The sequence below is a fragment of the Curtobacterium sp. PhB25 genome (assembly GCF_004365375.1).
In the GTDB taxonomy this organism is placed as follows: Bacteria; Actinomycetota; Actinomycetes; order Actinomycetales; family Microbacteriaceae; genus Curtobacterium.
In genome coordinates, this window is sequence record NZ_SODR01000013.1 from 1 (window position 1) to 17,654 (window position 17,654).

Genomic DNA, 17,654 nt, shown 5'->3' on the forward strand with positions numbered 1-17,654 from the left:
AGGTGTCGCGCTCGGCGCGGCTGCTGTGTGCGCGCCGAACACACCCTGGTGCAGGGTGGAGAACCAGCAATGTGCGGCTGGTGAGCGCTCCGGGTAGTTCCCGGCTGATGCAAGCTATTCGGTGCCCTCCGACGAGGAGATTGGAACCCCGTACCCCGTTACCGCATCGTAATATTTGTTGTGGGAAATGTAACCTGTTCGAGGGTCGTGGGTGTTGTTGCAGCGCGTACCGGTTGAGGATCGGCTGGCGACGGCGCGGGCCCGGGCGGTGCTCTGATCGTCTGCAAGGCCGTCAGCGGTGATGGTGTTCGTGGAGCGGATCATGCCGCGGACGGTGGTCATAGATCCATCCTCGCAGCACGATCTGACACCGTCGGTCCGAGTGAGCGTGGGGGCGTAAGAGGGATTCGCGCTGCGCGCGTGCGCCCTGTCTTCGCTGCGCTGCGCAGGCCATCGGAGGGGTCACGGCCGGTTCGACGACGTCGGCTGCAGCTCCTCGAGGTGGCGGGGGGCGTGGTTGTTGGGTGATCGGTTTGCCTGTCTAGCCTGCTGGGTGTGGACGATGAGCTCGAGCGGTTGCAGTGGCTGTCCGTTGACGAACTCGCGGCCGCGCGGCGGAGTGCGATCCGCCGGCTGAACCGGCTCGACCGATCTGCGCCCGATGTGACGCTGCGGGAGGCGGCGCTGCAGCGCACAATGCGGCTGATCGGTGAGGTGCAGGACGGGCGCCGGCGGCCGCACTGACACAGCTGGTGTCGGCGGCCGCGGTCATCATCGGTGGCATGCCCGAACACCGGTGGGCGCCGCCGAGCCACCCTGATCCGCCCGAGGACCAGCCGCTCGGCATCGACGCGCCGCCGGCGCCGGACCGGGTGTCCGGCTACCCGGCAGTGTGGGTGCAGGTCGAGTTCACCCGGTCGGGCCCGCAGACCTGCCCCGGCTTCGTCGAGCGGGCAGACGGCAAGGTGGTCTACGTGCAGCTCGTCCACATGGGCTTCGTCCACCACGTGTAGCTGCCGATGGATCGGCTCAAGAAGCGGTCTCTGCGGCCGCAGGCGCGCCGCTGATGGGTGTACGCCGGCGTGGCCGCTGGTTTGCCCGAGGAAGCCGTCTCCATCCCCCGGGAGGCCCGTGGCGGGCCCGTGGGTGACGTCCGGCCGGCGGAGCCGGTGTGGGCGTGGATCCGCACCTACCGCGGCGTCGATCGACGGGTGAAGGCGAAGGCGATCGCGGCGACCGGTGACGCGGTCCTGACCGAGTGGGGGAGCGGGGGAGTGGGCAGGCGGCTACCGCGGCGTGGGTGTGGCGGGCTGCGGTGAAGCATCGAGCGGAGTCCCAGCAGGCTCATAACGTGTCGGGGTGACTCGCTAGGCGCTCTAGCGATACCGTGGAGATGCGTTCGGGCTGTTCCCCCCAACACGTTCGAGCGCAGCTGCTCGGGTCAGCCCCCAATTTTGATCCGAGCAGCACCGGCCCCGGTCCTGCTGCCCCCCCCCTTGCAGGCCGGGGCCGCTTCATGCCTGCTGGCCTCTGCGCGCCGGCGAGCTCCTCGAGCACGGAAGCGTTGAGTGGGCCGCCGTGCCGGCGGACTGTTCTGGTCTGAGCTGCCCCGCCTGCGGCGGCATCTTCTGACTGAGAGGAGCCGGCAAGCCGGCCAGTGCTTGTCGAACCCTGCGGGGTTCGTTGTTTGCCCGTGAAGCCTTCGGCGATTGTACGGTCGGCACCCACATCGCAAGCGGCAAGCCGCCGGTTCCCCCGAGAACTTCCGGCCGCGGTCGCAAGCTCCCTTATTTCGCCCGGAACTTCTCTCCGCCACCGCCCTTCGGGTTGCCATGCGGCCTTCTCCCTGATCGGCACTACGTGCCTTCACGGGCAAACAACGAAAGGGAAGGAAGAGAAATGATGTTGATGGGTATTCGAGCGACCGCAGATGGTCGCGTGGAGGGCGTCGTGATCAACGCTGCCCGGTCTGTGCTGCGCGGTGTCCGAGAGCACACGGGCGGTGCGATCCTCACCTCGGCGGCGCTGGACCACCGGATCGATGCGCTGTCGGATGCGTCCGCGACGGCACCGAACATGCTGGCCACGGCGGCCGCGATCGACCTCGGCCGGGACAGCATGGCCCGGCCGCTCGCCGGGGCGGTGGTGTTCCTCACCACCGACGAGCAGGGCATGTTCCGGTCGCTGTCACCCGAGCAGTACCACCGGGTGATGGCCACGTTCCAGGACTGCCGCGCCGCCCTGGACGACGCACTCGCCGTCACCCGCTAACACCCACCGAATGAAATAGACCGGGTGCGGAATTCCCGACAACTTGAACTTGCCAGGACCCGCACCCGGTCACTACCGGAAAGCGTAGCAAAACCATGAGCATTGCAGAACACATCGCCGTCACCCACCTGACGGACCAGCCCCAGCCCCAGCCCCAGCCCCAGCCCCAGCCCCAGCCCCAGCCCGAGGACATCACCACCGAGGCCGCTCCCGCGGCGGCGGGCGTGGACCTGGTGCACGTCCCCGCTGCGGACGTGGTGATCGAGGACAACGTCCGCACCGCGGGCGACCTCGACCCCGCGTTCCTGGCGTCCGTGAAGCGCCACGGGGTGCTCCTGCCGACCATTGGCTACCGCAACGCCTCTGGGGCTGTGGTGGTCCGTGACGGGCAGATGCGCGTCCTTGCGGCCCGCGAGGCGGCTGTCACCGTGCCCGTGTTCGTCACGGCACGTGGTGACAGTGCTGCGGCTCGGATTGCGGAGCAGTTGGTCGCGAACGAGCGGCGCACGGCCCTGTCGGATGGTGACCGGCTGGCGGCGTACCGCCAGTTGGAGATCGAGGGCCTGTCGGTCACCGCGATCGCCCGCGAGACCGGCACCAAGCGGGACACCGTGAAGCAGACCCTGACCGTCGCGAAGTCGGACACGGCCTCCGCCGCCGTGACCAGTGGTCAGGCGACGTTCACCCAGGCGCTGCTGCTGGCCGAGTTCGACGGTGACGCCGACGCCGTCACCGAACTCACCGAGTGCATCGCGGAGGGGTACGGCGACGACGAACTGACCCACACCGCCGCCCGGCTCCGGCAGGACGCCGAACGCCGGGAAGCCCGCACGCAGGTGCGCGCGGACTTGATCGAGGCAGGTCGCCGGGTGGTGGGGGAGGACGACGACTACGAGTCGTTGGACCGCCTCACCGATGCCGCCGATGACGTGACCGACTACCAGGAACGCAACGCCCTCGACCCCGAGCAGCACGTCGAGTGCGCGGGTGCCGCGTGGCACGTCCGCGAGTGGGGGACCCCGGAGCCGGTACAGGTGTGCACCACGCCGGACGCCCACCACGCCCGCTACCCGTCCTTCCGCCAGGCCATCCAGGTCGGCGGGACGGCGGAGGCGGAGCCGTCCGACGAGGACCGCGCCGCCGAGGTCGAGGAACGCAAGGCCGCACGCCGGGTCCTGGTCGCCAACAACAAGGCGTGGGACGCCGCCGACGAGGTACGCCGCGAGTGGGTCGCGGGCCTGTTGCAGCGGAAGACCGCGCCGAAGGACGCCGCCCGGTTCCTCGCGGTCGCGCTGACCCGCCACGCCGCCACCCGGTACGCGTCCGGCATGGTGTCCGCCCGCGGGCTGCTCGGCATCGAGACCACCGGGTGGGAGGGCGACACGCTCTCCCAGTGGGTCGAGGAACACCCCACGAAGGGGCTGCACCTGTCCCTCGCGGTGGTGTTCTCCGGGTTCGAGAACATCGCGAACCGTGAGTGGTGGCGCACCCCGGACGCGGAGTCCCGCGGCTACCTGAACCAGTTGGCCGCGTGGGGGTACCCGCTCAGCCACGTCGAGCAGTTGGCCGCAGGCATCCAGCCCGACCCCGACCAGGCGGACGGCGAGGACGCGGCAGCCGAGTAGGTGACACGGCATGAGGGTCGCAGCCAGCGGCCCTCACGCCCACGCGGCACCGGTTCGTGTCCCATCCGACACCGAAAATGTCCCACGGACTCTCCCGACGTCCGTGGGCTGCGCGTCGGCTTCGCCACCGCATGAGGGGCGTGCCCCTCATCGCTCCCCAGCGCTGCTCGACGGACCTCGCACCGTGACGACACCGCAGAGCGGCGCCGCATCAATCCCGCTCAGACGCCCGCAGGATCCGCCGCCGGCGACGTTGACGAGCGATCCTGGGTGGCCCATGCGATCTGGTGGTCGTCGCAGAACCGTCCCGGCGGTTCCTCGCCCGTGTCGAGGTCCAGTAGCTCCCACGCTTCCGGACCGGCCTGAGCGGTGCAGCCGGCGACGTCGCACGGCTCGAGTACAGCGAACTGCACCCAGAACGCGTTCGACACGACAATCGCGGTCGGCGCGGTCGGCGCGGTCGTCGCTGCCGCATATGGGTCTGCGGCCGCGGACGGCAGGGGCTTGGGTACCAGCTCGAGCAGCGCGTCTGCTGGCTGAATCCGGGTTCGGCTCTGTTTCCTACGGCCGCCGCGACGAGATCCCATACCGGCGATGCTGCCAGCGGCACCATCGACGCTGCTGTACGACATGCCGTCGTTGGGAGGTGAAACCGGGGCGGGAGTACGCACGATCACTCAGAAAGAGTTCCCGCCCCGGCGCCGGCCCCAGGGGAGGGAAACCGGCACCAGCAACCATGCCCGACCGACTCGCTTCACGTCCACTGCTTCTGGCCAAGCTCCCACCGCCACCAGCATGGACTGTGCGGTAGCTGCCTGCAGCGATCAGTTCTGTGTCGGCCCCGACGAGGGGAAGGCGGCCGCGGGATCTCCGCCGCGTGCCGCGACGTCATACCGTGCCCACGACTCCACCTGCAGCGGAGACGGGGTCGCGCCGCCGTGGACGGCGGCCGCGATCTCGTTCGCGTACATGTCACGCATCTCTTCAGCATGCTTCCGCAACAACACAGGCCGGCTCCCCTCGGGTCGGAAACGGCAGCATCGACGATGCGCCCCCTCAGAGCGCTGAGCTCGCATCGTCGATGCGCTCGCATGATTGTGCCTCACTTCGTGCGATATTGCACAAAGTCTCGGCTTAGAACATGCCGAAGTGCTCGCCGTTCAGCGATCGAATCATCAGGTTGATGACGAGCACCAGGCCCGCGAGCAGACCGAGGAAGTCAAGCAGCGGTGCGATCGAGTCGAGGAACCGCTGGATCGCGCGGAACGGGCGCCGGCGCGGCCGCGGGGCGGAGTGTTCCGTGTGCTCGCTCATGGGGTGAGTCTCCCAGGGCTTCCGGCCGGGGGCCGGGATTCGCTGCGCTCCGGGTGGAACCGGCTGCGCCGGCACTGCTTGGGCCTGCGGCCCGTTGGTTTGCCTGGAAGCCTTCGGCAGCGTACGGACGTCCGGGCTCCGCGCAAGCCGCTGCGCGGCCGGATCCTCCGAGAGTTTCGGCGCGCGCTTCGCTTGTTTCGCGCCGAAACTCTCTCCCCCTCCGCCCTTCGGGTTGCACTGCACCCTCCCGTCCTAGCGGCGACAAGTCGCCTTCCAGGCAAAACAACGAGAGGGAAGGAACAGCGCATGCAGCACATCGACACGGTTACCACCATCGTCCCGGTCGTGGGCGAGGACGACATTCCGCGGCAGTTGGCGAAGATCGCCGAACGAGACGAAGACCTCCGGGTCCGCGCCCGTCAGGGGTACCAGCTGACCCACACCGCAGCGGTCGCGGGTCCGCACTTCACGACGTTCGTCGACACCTTCACCCACGACAGCGGCCGGGAGTGAGCAAAGCGGCCGGGACCAAATCGAAGTTGGTCCCGGCCGCCCGAATCACTCTCCCACAACCGACCCCCGAAAGGACCGGCACCACATGACTACCACCCTCATCCCCACGAAGACCGTCGCGGCCCTGATCCGCAAGGAGCTCCGCACCCAGTTCCCGGGCGAGCGCTTCTCCGTGCGCTGCTCCACCGGTACCGCGGCCGCGTGGATCAACGTCCACCACGAAGACGGCCCCACGTCCGCGCAGGTCGACGAGATCTGCCGCAAGTACGAGGGGCGCTCGTTCGACGGGATGGCCGACACCTACACCGACCACGGCACCACGTTGATCGCTGGGGAGGCGGGGGAGATGCCGACCGAAGTCCAGTACTGCTGCGACGGCATCAACACCGCCCGCGACTTCACCCCAGCCGGACACATCGAAGCCCAGCGGATTGTCCGCGAGTCCAGCAACATGCCGCACCTGGTCCTCTGCGACGACGCCGGCGTCCTCGTCGAGGGCCGCGACATCACGGACGGGCAGGGCTGCGAGTTCAACGACGGCTGGCACGCCTGGGACCGCTCGCACCTCTCCGCCTGGTCTGCGGTGCGGTTCCTGTTGCAGCACGTTGACCTCACACCGGCCCCAGCACGCCAGTAGCCGAGCAGGCCGCGCCGCCGATAGCGACGGCGACGCGGCCCCCTATCTCCCACGGAACGCCCGCCGACCAAGCGGGCACCCCAGCAGCACTGTAAAGGACTACCGCTCATGTTCATCACCTACGAACGCCCCACCCACCTCACCGACGAGCAGACCGACCCGCAGGCCCCGGCCGCCGACCTGGCACCCGGCGCGGACGTCGACCCCCGCGTGCCGGTGTGCGGTGCGTCAACCTACGACGTCGACGGCACCCGCTGGACCTGCACCCGTGGTCCAGGCCACGCCGACGACGAGCACCGGGCCGTGTTCGACCGCTACCACGGGGGTGCCGTCGGCCAGGTCGCGTTCGCGTGGCAGTACGAGTGGGGCGGCGCCGGCCACGGCCCGTCGTCGACCGTCCCCATGACGACTGTCACCGTCACGGTGTCGTTTCCGTCGACGGCGTGGACGAACGAGCAGCTGCCCGAATCGATCGCCGACGAAGTACGGTCCGTGTTCTGGGAGTGCGACCACGACGACGTCACCGTGACCACCGCCGCGACCAGCGCACCGCACCCCGTCACGGGCTGACCCACGGGAGGCGGCGGCTGTCCCCGACGTGGTGAAAAGCGCCGGGACGACACAGTTCAGGAATGCGCAGCCCACTATTCCTAACGGCTTCCCGTGATTGCATTACCGGTTCAATGCTCCTGGGGATCCCCAGCCCTCCCGCCGTTATTGATGCCCCAGCCGTGCGTTCATAAACGCCATGCCCTGGTGCCAAACAATGCACACGCATGGGTCCGCAACAGGTGTGCCGCCCGGCTAAAAAATAGTAGAAGAATGTGCGGAAAAGGGTACCATTATTGGTGCCGCCGACGTAGAATAGAAGCATGCAACGGGTAGCGGGTCCCCGGCAAACAGACTTTACGAAAAGGTGATTTCGATGAGCATCACGGTGTACACCAAGTCCGGGTTCTGCGGCATGTGCAAGGCCACCGAGCGTGCTCTCGCATCCGCCGGCATCGAGTACACCGAAGCCCACCTCGAAGACGTCGACCAGGCGCAGATCGACGAGTGGAAGACCACCCTCGGCATGAACGCCCCCATCGTCATCACCGACACGGAGACCGGCTCCTGGAGCGGGTTCCGCCCCGACAAGATCAGCGAACTCGCCTCGAGCACGGCCGCGTGATGACGATGACCCTCGAACGTCCGACCACCATGCGCCCCGACATCGTGCAGCAGTCCACCCGCGACGCCGTCGACGAGCTCTACGCAGGCGACACCGTCGCAGCCTTCCGCGCGATCGACCAGGCATGCGCCGACCCCACCGAGAACGTCCGCGAGTGGGAACTCGACGACCAGCAGCGTCAGGTCTACGAGGCTGGGTTCATGGTCGGGTTCCAGATGGCGACCCCGGCACTCGTGGCTGAGGTCCTCGAGCTGCGGGCCCGCCTCGAGCAGGCCGAGCACGACGCCGACCGGTACTACGCCGAAATGAGCCGCCGACCCGCACCCGCTGAACCGTCCGCGTCGGGTCCGACGTTCGCGGAGATCTCCCGCACCCGCGGCGACCACGACCGTGCCGACCGTCACGAAGCGACGATGGACCGCATGTTCCCCCAGTACGCCGGCGCACGCGCCTGAGCACGGAGACTAGAACCATGAACACCGCGGCAGAGCTCACGTCGACCGTTTCAGCGCTCGGGCGCGAAGTACCCATCTGGGCCTTCCTTGTCGTCGCTGTCCTGCTCGTACTCGGCGGGGTCACATCGATCGTTGTCCGACGCGCGCGTGAGGCATCGGGGGAGCATGAGCAATCAACCCTCACCCCGCTCCCCTCGACAGCAGCAGTCCTGTTCGTCGCGGCCGCGGTGGTGTTCCTCCCGGTGTTCGCGGTGCTGGTGCAGGCGTTCTGATGAGCGGCGGCCGGAAGCGGGTCCGCGTGCAAGGGCGCGAGATGTCTCGGTTACCCGTGGCCACAACCGTGCAGGTGTTGCGCATCGACCGGAGGGGGTCCAAATGACTGTCACCGAGTTGCTGCTACTGACCGTCGCTGTCGTGGGTATCGGTGGAGGCGGGTTCGGGGTCGGCGTCATGCTTTCCCCTCGCGCCGAGGCCGATGAGTTGTCACCGGCCGGCAGGGTCGTGCCCTGGCTGTCGGGGTTGCCTGCGTGGTGATACTGACGGGTCTGCGAGCTGGCTCATGAGCGCCGGACGGAAGCGGGTCCGCGTGGAGGGCTTTGAGATACCAACCGGTGAGATCATCGGCCTGATCCGCTGGTTCCCCCTCGAGGGGGAGTGGCAGCACGAACTCGTCACCGGTGCCCTCCACTGCCTCGACGCGGACGGCCGGATCGAACTGATCGTCGGCGATGAGCTCCGCGCGTATGACGTCGAGGTGTGGGCGGTGTGCTCGGCTGTTCCCGAGCCGTTGAGAGGACTGGCGTCATGACCTGGTTCGGCTGGATCCTTGTCAGCTTCAGTGTCGTCGTCCTCCTGGTGGTCGCCACTGTGTTCGTGGTGTGGATCCTCGGTGAGGAGTGGATGCGTGACAAGCGTAAGCATCCGCCGCGGGCGGAGCGCGTCGCGCTGATGCAGCGGCTCCGCAAGGAGAGCGAATACGACCCGTCCCTACCTCGGGAGCCGAAGTGACCGCGGCCACGATCACGGTTGCCGTGCTGCTTACCACCGTCGGATACACGGCGATCCTCGCGGCCGTGTGGGGCGTCTACCGGTTCCGGACCCGTGACGAGCGTCGCCGTCGCCGGGACCTGGTCCGTCGGCTGTGCGAGGTGTTCGATGCTGCGGATGCCCGCGGCGAGCTCACGCCCCAGCGGCGGATCGAGATTGCCGACGGCCTCCGCCGGTTGCACCGCGGCTGATGCCCGGACCGCAGCCCACCCCCGCCGAGGACCGGTTCTTCACACACGTTGTGAAGGGCCCATCACGCGGTGACTGTTGGATCTGGACCGGCGCCGTCGGTGACGATGGCTACGGCCGGTTCTGGGTGCCGCAGCCGGGCGGCGGTCAGCGGGCGATGCGGCCGCAGCGGTGGCTGTACGAGCACCTGACCGGCATCGCCTTGCACCCGTCGACGTTGCTGCTGCATGCGTGTGACGTCCCGCTGTGCGTGCACGTCGACGTCGATCAATCGGTGTCGCATCTGGCGCCGGGGACGCACCGGGGGAATTTGCTCGAGCGGGTGCAGCGGGGCCGGCACCGGAACGGTGCGACGGCGATCCGGATGGCCGGACTGAAACGCAGCGAACGGGTCGCGCTGTCCCGCGAGCTCCGCGCCGCGTTCCGCGATCGCGGCTGGGACGCGGATGCGATCCGTGCGTGCCGGACCGGAATCGCGTCGGACACACCGACGCTCTGGTAGCTCCGACCCCTAACGGCCAGAAGCCCCACCCCGGCCACCGATGAGAGCCGCTGCGGGCGCTCGGCCGGTGGTGGAGTGGGTCGGGCATAGGTCGGTCCAGCTGGGGGAGCGGTCGGCCGTCGTCCAGCCGTGTTCGCGAGCGTAGGTGCGTGCTTCGGTGCGGCTGCTGTTGTCGTCGACGCCGGCCATTGGGACGATGACCTGGTCGCAGCCGATGTCGTCGCAGGTGATGACCATCGCGGCTCGTACACCCATCAGCAGTTCTCTCCACGGAGAGGGTTTCCGCTGGCGGTGCCGAGCGTTTCTGGCGTGATGAATGTGGGGACTGGCACGTGCAGTTCTGTACGAGGGTGACTGGCGAATGTGGTGGGGGGAGCATCACGCCAGTACACATCGTGTGCATCGCACCAATCGCAGTGCGCGGCCCATCGGTAGGGGTCGGCGCTGTGGAGTCGGCGGCGAAGCGCGGTGGCTTGTGGGGCCACAGTGTGAGATTCCCATCTGAGCTCGGGCATGAGAGAAGCGCCAGCAAAGTACAGCTTCCGGCCGATCCCGGCGCCAACGAACTTCCTCCAGTCCGGGTGATCGTGCTGATGTGGGTCGTCAGGGTCGACGGACCCTAGGTTGTACGGCTTCGACATGATCATCCCGAAACCGGCTCGCTCACCGCCGAGACGGGTGAAGCGGGCACGGAGCCGGCTTGCCTGATGCTGCACGTCGACAACTTCCTCCCCGTCAAACGTGCCCCATCGGAGCAGGAAGGCGTCCGATTCGACGATTCTCGTCAGCTCGGTCACGCCGCGCCGGATCAGGCTCCGGGCGGCGTCAACGGTGAGTCGTTCGGCAAGTTCTGGGAAGTCCAACCAGCTAGTGACATCGAGCCCGTCTCGTGTGTCGATCTCGACTGTTCGTGCTGCTGTGACGGTCCGTTCCGCCCATGAGTCGATGTCTGCCGCGATGTTTGGGTGATAGGGATTCCGCGCGGCCGAATCGCGCAGTTGGCAGAACTCCGTGTGCAGGATCGACGCGGCGGCGTCGTCAGCTGCTTCCCGAACGGCGTCGTCCGCTTCCAGAACCGCAGCCCGCGCCGTCCGTAGATCTGCGCGTGCCCACCATGGTGTGTGCTGCAGCTCCGAACGTTCGAACGCAGCCATGTGAACTGCCGTGATGAACGTGGCTTCGATGGTCCCTGGCCAAACGGTCCTCATACAGCCTCCTACTCCCCGTCGTTGGATGCGCCCGATGTGACGGTTTCGGCTACCTGGGCTGGGAGAACATCGCTCCTAGAATCTGCAGGTTCCGTCGCGCCGCCAGCACTGAGCTCTCGCAGCCGCCGGACCTCCGCCGCCGGGATGTCGAGCAGCTGGGCGATGCGCGGATTGGTTTCCTTCAGCTCCACGAGGGCCTGGATGGCGAGTGCGCGGTCGAGGTCGATCGCGTCGAGCTTGGTGAGGAGTTCGTCGCGCGCGTCGTTGGCGTCGAAGAACGTTGATGCGGCGTCTTCGATCGCGGCGTCACGTTGGGCGCGTTCTGCGTCGAGTTCTGCCCGGCGCTGACGTGCTCGTTCGCGGTTGTCCTTCTTGGTACTGGTTCGCGCCATGGTTGGTTCCCTCTCGCTGGTCCCCTCAACGAGTCCAGACGGTCGCAACGACAGCTTTGATAGGTGCTGACGCAGTCTGACCGACCGCCTGACATCACACTACCGAACCTACACACCTCTTGCACTGACAGTGTGTGGAGGGTCCGGACCCGCTACGGTGGGGGTGTGGGAGGAGGTGATCGCTCGTGATGACGGTGCACGTCCTGCACGCAGGTGACGGATACTCATATCTGACGAACCAGGTTGCTGCGGGCGATCAGCAGGTCCGACGGAGCGAAGAGCTCACGGACTACTACACCGCCGAGGGCGCCAAGCCCGGCCAGTGGTGGGGCAACGGCCTGGCCTCCCTGGGGGTGTCCGGGCAGGTCTCGACCGCGCAGATGCAGGCCCTGTTTGGTGAAGGCCTCCGCCCCGACGCGACCGCGTTCATTCAGGAGCAGATCGCTGCCGGCGCGTCCGCGTCGGAGGCGATCGACGCCGCCCGGCTGGGTCGCCGATTCATGACCACGAACGACCCCGACACTGAGTGGCAGGCGCAGGTTCACGCCGCCTCGGTGGCGTTCGAGCGGGAGCACCAGCGCGCCCCCCAGGACGCGGAGCTGTCCGGCATCAAGAGCGACGTTGCGGCCACGATGCTCCAGAAGTCCCTTCGCCGCCCGGCAACGTCGGACGAGGTGTCCTGGTTCGTGGCGCTCCGTGTTCCGGACTGGAAGCAGCAGGTCTCCCGCGGCTACCAGGCGTTCCGCGACGAGGTCGGCCGCAGCCCCGAGACCGGTCCGGAACGCGACCTGGTGAAGCACGATCTCGCCGCCGACCACCTCCGCGCGTCTCTCGGCCGAGACGCCACCACCGGTGAGATCGCACGGTTCCTCACCGAGCGGGGCGCCCCGGCACGGCAGCCCGTCGCGGGCTACGACCTGGTGTTCAGCCCGGTGAAGTCGGTGTCCGTTTTGTGGGCGCTGGCCGACCGGGACGATCCCCGTGAGGCGCACATCGCCCGGGAGGTGCACGCCGCGCACGAGGCTGCCTGGCAGGGTGCGATGACGTGGTTTGAGCAGGAGGCTGCGTACACGCGGACCGGTGCCGGCGGGGTGGCGCAGATGAAGACCAACGGGCTGTTGGTGGCGGCGTTCGAGCACCGTGACTCCCGTACCGGTGACCCTGATCTGCACACTCACGTCGCGGTGTCGACGAAGGTGCAGGGCGTTGACGGGAAGTGGAGGTCGGCTGACGGCCGCATGTTCCACAACTTGGGTGTCGCCGCGTCCGAGCGGTACAACTCCCTCGTCGAGCAGGAGCTTCGCAACCGCCTCGGCCTGCAGTTCGTGGAGGAGACCCGCGGGCAGGACAAGCGCGGCGTGCGCGAGGTGATGGGTGTTGACAAGGGCATGCGGGATGGTTTCTCGTCCCGCCGGGTCGGCATCGAGCAGGCGTACTCGGAGCTCGTCGACGAGTACGTGGCCGCGCACGGTCACACTCCGCCGAAGAACATTCAGCACAAGCTCTACGAGCAGGCGAACCTCGCCACCCGTGAGGGTAAAGCGCCCCCGTCGTCGGAGGAGACGCAGGTTGCGGAGTGGCGGCAGGCCGCCCGCGAGCACGTTCAGGTCGACGGGTGGGCTGCCGGTGTTGTGGCGCAGTCGCGTGCGATGCCGGCGCAGGACTCACTCGCTGCGGCGTCGGTTGAGCAGCTCGGCGCGCTGGTCGTGGCGCGGGTCGAGCAGGACCGGTCGACGTGGAAGGACTCGCACCTGCAGGCCGAAGCCGACCGGCTCGCCCGCCGCGTCGCGCAGGTCACCGGACAAGACGTCCAGGCCCTCGCCGACGACGTCACGAAGGCGTCGCTGCGTCGTTCCGTGTCCCTGGCGCCGCCGGAGCTGAACCCCATCCCGGCGCAGCTGCGGCACGACACCGGGGAGAGCGTTCTCCGGGTGCACCGGTCGGATCAGTACACGTCCGAGAAGACCCTCCGTACCGAGGAAGCCGTCCTTACCGCCGTCCGCACGCGCGGCGGTTTCGCTGTGTCCGAAGCTGACTTCAGGGTGGCGATCGAGCGGTTCAATGCCCGCGCCGTGGCGGACGGTCAGCACGCGCTCAATGCCAGCCAGCTCGCACTCGCCCGACAGTTTGCGACTGGTGGCCACCGGATCGAGACCGGCATCGGGCCTGCCGGTGCGGGGAAGACCACGGCGATGCGGGCGACGATCTACGCCGTGGAAGCGGGTGGCGGCCGCGTGCTCGCGCTCGGCACGACGGGGAAGGCGGCGCAGGTTCTCGGCCGCGAGCTCGGTACCGACGCCGACACCGCCCACATGCTCATCCAGGCCCACGCCACCGCGAAGCGCACCGGGCAGCCGGTCGCCGACCGGTACCGCATCGATCAGAACACCGTGCTGCTGCTCGACGAAGCGTCCATGGCCGGGAACCCGGAGTTCGGCCGCCTCCTGGCTCTCGCCGACGAGCACGGCGCGGCCCTCCGTCCGCTCGGTGACCCGGGCCAGAACGGCTCGATCGGGGCCGGCGGCATCCTGCGCCTCCTGGACCGGGAGACCGACGTTGCACGCCTGACCGAGGTGCACCGCTTCACCGGCGAGCACGGCCAGGACGAGGCGGCCGCGTCGTTGAAGGTCCGTGCCGGCGACGCCACGGGGCTGGACTTCTACATCGAGCACGGCCGCGTGTTCGCCGGCACCCGTGACGAAGTCATGGACCGCATCTACACCGACTGGAAGCGTGACACCGACGCTGGAAAGGCATCGTTGATGATCGCCGGCACCAACGAGGAAGTGTCCGCGCTGAACGCCCGCGCCCGTGCCGACCGCGTCGACGCCGGCGCCGTCGAAGAGTCCGGCCGGCTCCTCGCAGACGGGAACACCGTCGGCGTTGGGGACACGATCCTCACCCGCAGTACCGAGCGGTCGTTGCGGGTGAACCAGGGCAAGGACTGGGTGACGAACCAGGACATGTGGACCGTCACTGCCGTCAGCCCTTACGGCGTCATGGCCAAGCACCACGTACACGGCGGCACCGTGACCCTGCCCCTGGACTACGTCAGCGAGCACGTGCAGCTCGGCTACGCCCACACCGACTACGGCGTCCAGGGCGACACCGTCACCACCGGCGGTGTTGTCATCGACCCGGCGACCACCACCCGTGAAGGCCTCTACGTTCCGTCCACCCGCGGGAAGGAAGAGAACCGCCTCTACGTCGTCATCGACAAGCCCCTCGACGGTGGCCACACCGACGACGAGCGCGAGAACTCAGTTCGCGGCGCCCTCGAGCAGGTCCTCGCCCGCGAGCGCGCCACGAAGAGCGCCACCGAAGTCATGCGCACCGAGCAGAACACCGCACACTCGCTGACGACGCTCCTGCCGCAGTACGACCACGGCCGCGTCACCGTCCTCGACCCGAAGGCGATCGAGCGCGCCGAGCAGGCCGTCCGCGACGCCCTCCCCGCCGAGCTGGCATCCCGGATCGTCGCCGACGAGGCCTGGTCGACGTTCGCCGCGCGCCTGGTCGACCACGACCTCGCCGGCACCGCCCTGCAGGACCGCCTGCAGGGTCTCGTCCGGCCGCGCGACCTCGACACCATCGACCCGATCGAGTCCCCGGCCCGCGTGTACTGGTGGCGGCTCGGCCCAGCGACCACGATCGGCACCGACCTCGAGCCGGTCGACGGCCTGCCGAAGTGGGTCACACCGTTCAACGACCGGATCGGCGACCCGGAGGTGCGGACCTGGCTCCACGGCCAGCAGGAGCTGATGCGCGACCGCATCACCTCGCTCGTCGACCAGGTCGTCGCCGAACCGCCGGCGTGGGCTGAACCGTTCGGCCGTGTGCCCGCCGACCCCGCGCAGGCGGAGCAGTGGCGGGAGAACATGGGCCGCATCGTCGCGTACCGGGAAGCGTTCGAGGTGCCCGCGAGCGAGACCGTCCTCAGCGAGGAACCCCGCGGCGCCCACGCCGTCCAGGCCTGGCAGGACGCCCGAGCTGCCGGCCTCGACATCCGCACGCAGCAGGACCGCCTCGGCCGTGAGCAGGCATCCGCAGCCGCGCTCGAGCGGATGGGTATCGACCCCACCTCGCGGACCACCACGACGTCGACGGCCACGCTGCCCGAGACCGCTGTCGTCGTCGACGTCGATCGGCTCCTCGAGCAGAAGCCGGCATGGGTGGCGCAGTACGGCACACAGCCGGCAGAAGGTGAGGCACGCGAAACCTGGCGAGAGCAGATCGCCACTGTCGCGGCGTACCGCGAGGCGCAGGGCGTCCCGAACGATGCCTACCGCCTCACCGACCCTGGCATGGTCGACCGCAATGCCCGGCATGCGTTCGCGGCCGCGGAGCAGGCCCACGAGGACCTCCGCCGCACCGGGTGGATGCGCGATCGCGACGGCGCCGAACGGAACACCGCCGGCCCCGTTCCCGCGGCCGAGACGACGGTCGCCAACACCACCGAGGCTGCCCCGTCGTCGAGCGACCGCACGGCGGCCGCGGACTCACCTGAGCGCTCCGCCGACGAGCCCACGTCCGCCCGCCCCGGCGACGGTCCTGCGGATCCTCCGGTAACCACTCCCGCGGCGGAACCCGTCGACACGGCAGCGCCGGACGCGTCCGAGGCCATCCGTCGGCTGGCCAACGACCCAGATGCGCTCGCAGACGCGCTCCGACGGCGCCAAGAAGCGGCCACGGCGCGCGAGGCTGCCGCACAAGCTGCCCGCGAGGCCGTGCAGCAGGCCGAGGCGACGAAGCGGAACACGTACGACCAGTCCGCCCCCCGCCAGGACCAGAACGGTCCGCAGCGCCACATGTGACGTCCTGCCGCCGGTACTTGAATCGACGGCACCGACCCGCGAGTGTAGGCCGTATGAAAATACCGGCGAATTTTGACTGGCCCGCGGGGCTGCGTGAGTTCAAGCAGAGCGACACCGAGCGCTATGTCTTCGAGACGATGGATACAGCGACGCAATGCGCGGCCGAGTGCGGGCGTCCTCTGCTACAGACCGACTCGAAGGCCATCACCGTCGACGTGTTCACGAACGAACCGGTTCAGGACGGCGTGATCCCGGTCCGTCGATTCAAACCGTATGTCACGCACGCAACATGCAAAGGCTCCGAGTTGACGGTGCGCAGGGACCCGGGCCTCGCCATCCCAGCCGAGAAGGACGTCACATGGGTCTCAGCCACCATGATCGTTGGCGGCACGGAAAAGATTCCGATCGTCGTGTACCGAATTGCGGGCAGCGACCAGATCTCTACGGCGTTCGGTGAACGCGTCGACGTCCAAGCAGAGGTCATGCTCGGCGCAGGCTTCGCACTCATCACGGATGCTGAGATGTGGAGTCTCCTCACTGTTGTGGGCGAGCACGGGCCCACAGAGCAGGCTTATGCGCGATGGGCCGATGCGCGACACCTACAGCTGGTGGTCATCCATGATTCCGAGGAGGACGTCGTCGTCAGTGTTGATATCGATGACGACATGTTTCGAGAGGCCGCTGCCGCGATCGGTGAGGTTTTGTGGGTGACCGGTACCGGTGTGGAGTTAGACATCGACAACGGCACTTTCGTGCTGGAGCGGGCTGCTGCCAGGGGCACCCTGCTCGCGGCCACCACGCCCATCCGCTAGCGAACATCTTCGCGCCGGGGCGTCCGTTACGATCCCGGAATGCCCTCCCGCCGCACCGTCCAGGTCTACGTCGACGGGTTCGCCCTGTACAAGGCTCTCCTGCAGCGCACCTATCCCGAGTACCGGTGGTTGGACCTCGAGGCACTCAGCCGACGGCTGTTCCCTCACCGAGACGTCGTCGGGGTGAAGTTCTTCACTGCGCCGTTGAAGCCGCTGACGAACAATCCGGGCATCGGGCAGCGGCAACAGACGTATTGGCGGGCACTGCGTACGACGGGTGTGGAGATCGTCGAGGGGAAGTTCATCTTCAACAAGCAGTACCTCCCCAAACACCCCGAAGAGCTCGACCCCGCCGGGAGAGTCGTTACGATGCGGGTGAAGCGGCCTGAGGAGAAGGGCACCGACGTTGCTCTGGCCACGCACCTGCTCGTCGACGCGTTCGACAGTGCGGCGGACTCGTACGCGATCGTCACGAACGACTCCGACCTGGTGCCTCCGGTGTCCGCGATCACGGGCCGTGGACACGCCGTGACACTGGTGTCGGTCGCTGGTGCCGGCTACAACAAGGCGTTCACCGCCGCCGGCGTCAGCAGCGTCAGACAGATCCGTCGCGGAACGCTTGCTGCGTCGCAGTTCCCAGACCGCCTACAGGACGCTGACGGGCGTTGGATCCACAAGCCACCGACCTGGCGGTGAGAAAA

22 protein-coding genes are annotated in these 17,654 nt (G+C 68.2%); 17 read left to right on the plus strand and 5 right to left on the minus strand.

Going from position 1 to position 17,654, the window contains the following annotated elements; translation table 11 throughout:
• Positions 1-114 precede the first annotated feature (114 nt).
• On the minus strand, positions 115-342 hold the full coding sequence (locus tag EDF51_RS18445; protein WP_134196009.1) for a hypothetical protein: 228 nt from the start codon (positions 340-342) through the stop codon (positions 115-117).
• 213 nt (positions 343-555) lie between these two features.
• Between EDF51_RS18445 and EDF51_RS18450 the strand changes: the two genes are divergently transcribed.
• The 4 genes from EDF51_RS18450 to EDF51_RS18470 all read left to right on the plus strand — a co-directional run bounded on the left by EDF51_RS18450 (position 556) and on the right by EDF51_RS18470 (position 3,896).
• A complete protein-coding gene (locus tag EDF51_RS18450) occupies positions 556-744 on the plus strand; it encodes a hypothetical protein (RefSeq protein WP_134196011.1) in 189 nt (62 codons plus the stop codon).
• A gap of 38 nt (positions 745-782) precedes the next feature.
• The gene (locus tag EDF51_RS18455) at positions 783-1,013 is read left to right on the plus strand and encodes a hypothetical protein (protein ID WP_134196013.1); all 231 of its coding nucleotides are present in this window, start codon (positions 783-785) and stop codon (positions 1,011-1,013) included.
• A gap of 937 nt (positions 1,014-1,950) precedes the next feature.
• Positions 1,951-2,271: a hypothetical protein gene (locus tag EDF51_RS18460; protein ID WP_134196015.1), complete on the plus strand. Its 321-nt coding sequence runs from the start codon at positions 1,951-1,953 to the stop codon at positions 2,269-2,271.
• 95 nt (positions 2,272-2,366) lie between these two features.
• Positions 2,367-3,896: a hypothetical protein gene (locus tag EDF51_RS18470; RefSeq protein WP_208321870.1), complete on the plus strand. Its 1,530-nt coding sequence runs from the start codon at positions 2,367-2,369 to the stop codon at positions 3,894-3,896.
• 221 nt (positions 3,897-4,117) lie between these two features.
• On the opposite strand, the gene EDF51_RS18475 is transcribed toward EDF51_RS18470, so the two are convergent.
• The gene (locus tag EDF51_RS18475; RefSeq protein WP_134196019.1) at positions 4,118-4,528 is read right to left on the minus strand and encodes a hypothetical protein; all 411 of its coding nucleotides are present in this window, start codon (positions 4,526-4,528) and stop codon (positions 4,118-4,120) included.
• Between the two features lie 502 nt (positions 4,529-5,030).
• Positions 5,031-5,210 (minus strand): hypothetical protein, encoded by a 180-nt coding sequence (locus EDF51_RS18480; RefSeq protein WP_134196021.1) that lies wholly within the window; start codon positions 5,208-5,210, stop codon positions 5,031-5,033.
• 306 nt (positions 5,211-5,516) lie between these two features.
• On the opposite strand from EDF51_RS18480, the gene EDF51_RS18485 reads away from it, so the two are divergent.
• The 10 genes from EDF51_RS18485 to EDF51_RS18530 all read left to right on the plus strand — a co-directional run bounded on the left by EDF51_RS18485 (position 5,517) and on the right by EDF51_RS18530 (position 9,727).
• On the plus strand, positions 5,517-5,723 hold the full coding sequence (locus EDF51_RS18485; RefSeq protein ID WP_134196023.1) for a hypothetical protein: 207 nt from the start codon (positions 5,517-5,519) through the stop codon (positions 5,721-5,723).
• A gap of 85 nt (positions 5,724-5,808) precedes the next feature.
• Complete coding sequence (locus EDF51_RS18490; RefSeq protein WP_134196025.1) at positions 5,809-6,360, plus strand: LPD29 domain-containing protein; 552 nt, start codon at positions 5,809-5,811, stop codon at positions 6,358-6,360.
• Between the two features lie 108 nt (positions 6,361-6,468).
• Complete coding sequence (locus EDF51_RS18495; RefSeq protein ID WP_134196027.1) at positions 6,469-6,930, plus strand: hypothetical protein; 462 nt, start codon at positions 6,469-6,471, stop codon at positions 6,928-6,930.
• A gap of 355 nt (positions 6,931-7,285) precedes the next feature.
• Entirely contained in the window at positions 7,286-7,534 is a 249-nt protein-coding gene (locus EDF51_RS18500) for a glutaredoxin domain-containing protein (RefSeq protein WP_134196029.1), read from the plus strand.
• Entirely contained in the window at positions 7,534-7,989 is a 456-nt protein-coding gene (locus EDF51_RS18505) for a hypothetical protein (protein ID WP_134196031.1), read from the plus strand. Before EDF51_RS18500 ends, EDF51_RS18505 begins: the two co-directional genes overlap by 1 nt.
• A 17-nt stretch (positions 7,990-8,006) precedes the next feature.
• The gene (locus tag EDF51_RS18510; RefSeq protein ID WP_134196033.1) at positions 8,007-8,261 is read left to right on the plus strand and encodes a hypothetical protein; all 255 of its coding nucleotides are present in this window, start codon (positions 8,007-8,009) and stop codon (positions 8,259-8,261) included.
• Between the two features lie 314 nt (positions 8,262-8,575).
• On the plus strand, positions 8,576-8,797 hold the full coding sequence (locus EDF51_RS18515; protein WP_134196035.1) for a hypothetical protein: 222 nt from the start codon (positions 8,576-8,578) through the stop codon (positions 8,795-8,797).
• Positions 8,794-8,997, plus strand: coding sequence for a hypothetical protein (locus EDF51_RS18520; protein WP_134196037.1), 204 nt, complete (start codon positions 8,794-8,796; stop codon positions 8,995-8,997). Before EDF51_RS18515 ends, EDF51_RS18520 begins: the two co-directional genes overlap by 4 nt.
• On the plus strand, positions 8,994-9,227 hold the full coding sequence (locus tag EDF51_RS18525) for a hypothetical protein (protein ID WP_134196039.1): 234 nt from the start codon (positions 8,994-8,996) through the stop codon (positions 9,225-9,227). Before EDF51_RS18520 ends, EDF51_RS18525 begins: the two co-directional genes overlap by 4 nt.
• On the plus strand, positions 9,227-9,727 hold the full coding sequence (locus EDF51_RS18530) for a hypothetical protein (RefSeq protein ID WP_134196042.1): 501 nt from the start codon (positions 9,227-9,229) through the stop codon (positions 9,725-9,727). Before EDF51_RS18525 ends, EDF51_RS18530 begins: the two co-directional genes overlap by 1 nt.
• Positions 9,728-9,981: 254 nt before the next feature.
• Here EDF51_RS18530 and EDF51_RS18535 read toward each other — a convergent pair whose 3' ends face one another.
• Complete coding sequence (locus EDF51_RS18535) at positions 9,982-10,881, minus strand: hypothetical protein (RefSeq protein ID WP_134196044.1); 900 nt, start codon at positions 10,879-10,881, stop codon at positions 9,982-9,984.
• A gap of 62 nt (positions 10,882-10,943) precedes the next feature.
• Positions 10,944-11,327: a hypothetical protein gene (locus EDF51_RS18540; protein ID WP_134196045.1), complete on the minus strand. Its 384-nt coding sequence runs from the start codon at positions 11,325-11,327 to the stop codon at positions 10,944-10,946.
• Positions 11,328-11,515: 188 nt separating this feature from the next.
• Between EDF51_RS18540 and mobF the strand changes: the two genes are divergently transcribed.
• From mobF to EDF51_RS18555, 3 genes are read left to right on the plus strand one after another with little or no spacing between them, the layout of a single operon-like run.
• Positions 11,516-16,141, plus strand: coding sequence for a MobF family relaxase (mobF, locus tag EDF51_RS18545; RefSeq protein ID WP_134196047.1), 4,626 nt, complete (start codon positions 11,516-11,518; stop codon positions 16,139-16,141).
• Positions 16,142-16,194: 53 nt separating this feature from the next.
• The gene (locus tag EDF51_RS18550; protein ID WP_134196049.1) at positions 16,195-16,953 is read left to right on the plus strand and encodes a hypothetical protein; all 759 of its coding nucleotides are present in this window, start codon (positions 16,195-16,197) and stop codon (positions 16,951-16,953) included.
• Between the two features lie 39 nt (positions 16,954-16,992).
• Positions 16,993-17,649, plus strand: a complete 657-nt coding sequence (locus EDF51_RS18555; RefSeq protein ID WP_134196051.1) for an NYN domain-containing protein — start codon at positions 16,993-16,995, stop codon at positions 17,647-17,649.
• The last annotated feature ends 5 nt before the right edge of the window (positions 17,650-17,654 follow it).

Bases quoted from the DNA above. Each gene is read 5' to 3' on its own strand.
- EDF51_RS18520 (WP_134196037.1), top strand. From the start codon at position 8,794: ATGACCTGGTTCGGCTGGATCCTTGTCAGCTTCAGTGTCGTCGTCCTC.
- EDF51_RS18490 (WP_134196025.1), top strand. From the start codon at position 5,809: ATGACTACCACCCTCATCCCCACGAAGACCGTCGCGGCCCTGATCCGC.
- EDF51_RS18475 (WP_134196019.1), bottom strand. From the start codon at position 4,528: ATGTCGTACAGCAGCGTCGATGGTGCCGCTGGCAGCATCGCCGGTATG.
- EDF51_RS18445 (WP_134196009.1), bottom strand. From the start codon at position 342: ATGACCACCGTCCGCGGCATGATCCGCTCCACGAACACCATCACCGCT.
- EDF51_RS18485 (WP_134196023.1), top strand. From the start codon at position 5,517: ATGCAGCACATCGACACGGTTACCACCATCGTCCCGGTCGTGGGCGAG.
- EDF51_RS18550 (WP_134196049.1), top strand. From the start codon at position 16,195: ATGAAAATACCGGCGAATTTTGACTGGCCCGCGGGGCTGCGTGAGTTC.
- EDF51_RS18530 (WP_134196042.1), top strand. From the start codon at position 9,227: ATGCCCGGACCGCAGCCCACCCCCGCCGAGGACCGGTTCTTCACACAC.
- EDF51_RS18540 (WP_134196045.1), bottom strand. From the start codon at position 11,327: ATGGCGCGAACCAGTACCAAGAAGGACAACCGCGAACGAGCACGTCAG.
- EDF51_RS18480 (WP_134196021.1), bottom strand. From the start codon at position 5,210: ATGAGCGAGCACACGGAACACTCCGCCCCGCGGCCGCGCCGGCGCCCG.
- EDF51_RS18470 (WP_208321870.1), top strand. From the start codon at position 2,367: ATGAGCATTGCAGAACACATCGCCGTCACCCACCTGACGGACCAGCCC.
- EDF51_RS18505 (WP_134196031.1), top strand. From the start codon at position 7,534: ATGACGATGACCCTCGAACGTCCGACCACCATGCGCCCCGACATCGTG.
- EDF51_RS18555 (WP_134196051.1), top strand. From the start codon at position 16,993: ATGCCCTCCCGCCGCACCGTCCAGGTCTACGTCGACGGGTTCGCCCTG.
- EDF51_RS18500 (WP_134196029.1), top strand. From the start codon at position 7,286: ATGAGCATCACGGTGTACACCAAGTCCGGGTTCTGCGGCATGTGCAAG.
- EDF51_RS18535 (WP_134196044.1), bottom strand. From the start codon at position 10,881: ATGGCTGCGTTCGAACGTTCGGAGCTGCAGCACACACCATGGTGGGCA.
- EDF51_RS18455 (WP_134196013.1), top strand. From the start codon at position 783: ATGCCCGAACACCGGTGGGCGCCGCCGAGCCACCCTGATCCGCCCGAG.
- EDF51_RS18495 (WP_134196027.1), top strand. From the start codon at position 6,469: ATGTTCATCACCTACGAACGCCCCACCCACCTCACCGACGAGCAGACC.
- EDF51_RS18510 (WP_134196033.1), top strand. From the start codon at position 8,007: ATGAACACCGCGGCAGAGCTCACGTCGACCGTTTCAGCGCTCGGGCGC.
- mobF (WP_134196047.1), top strand. From the start codon at position 11,516: ATGACGGTGCACGTCCTGCACGCAGGTGACGGATACTCATATCTGACG.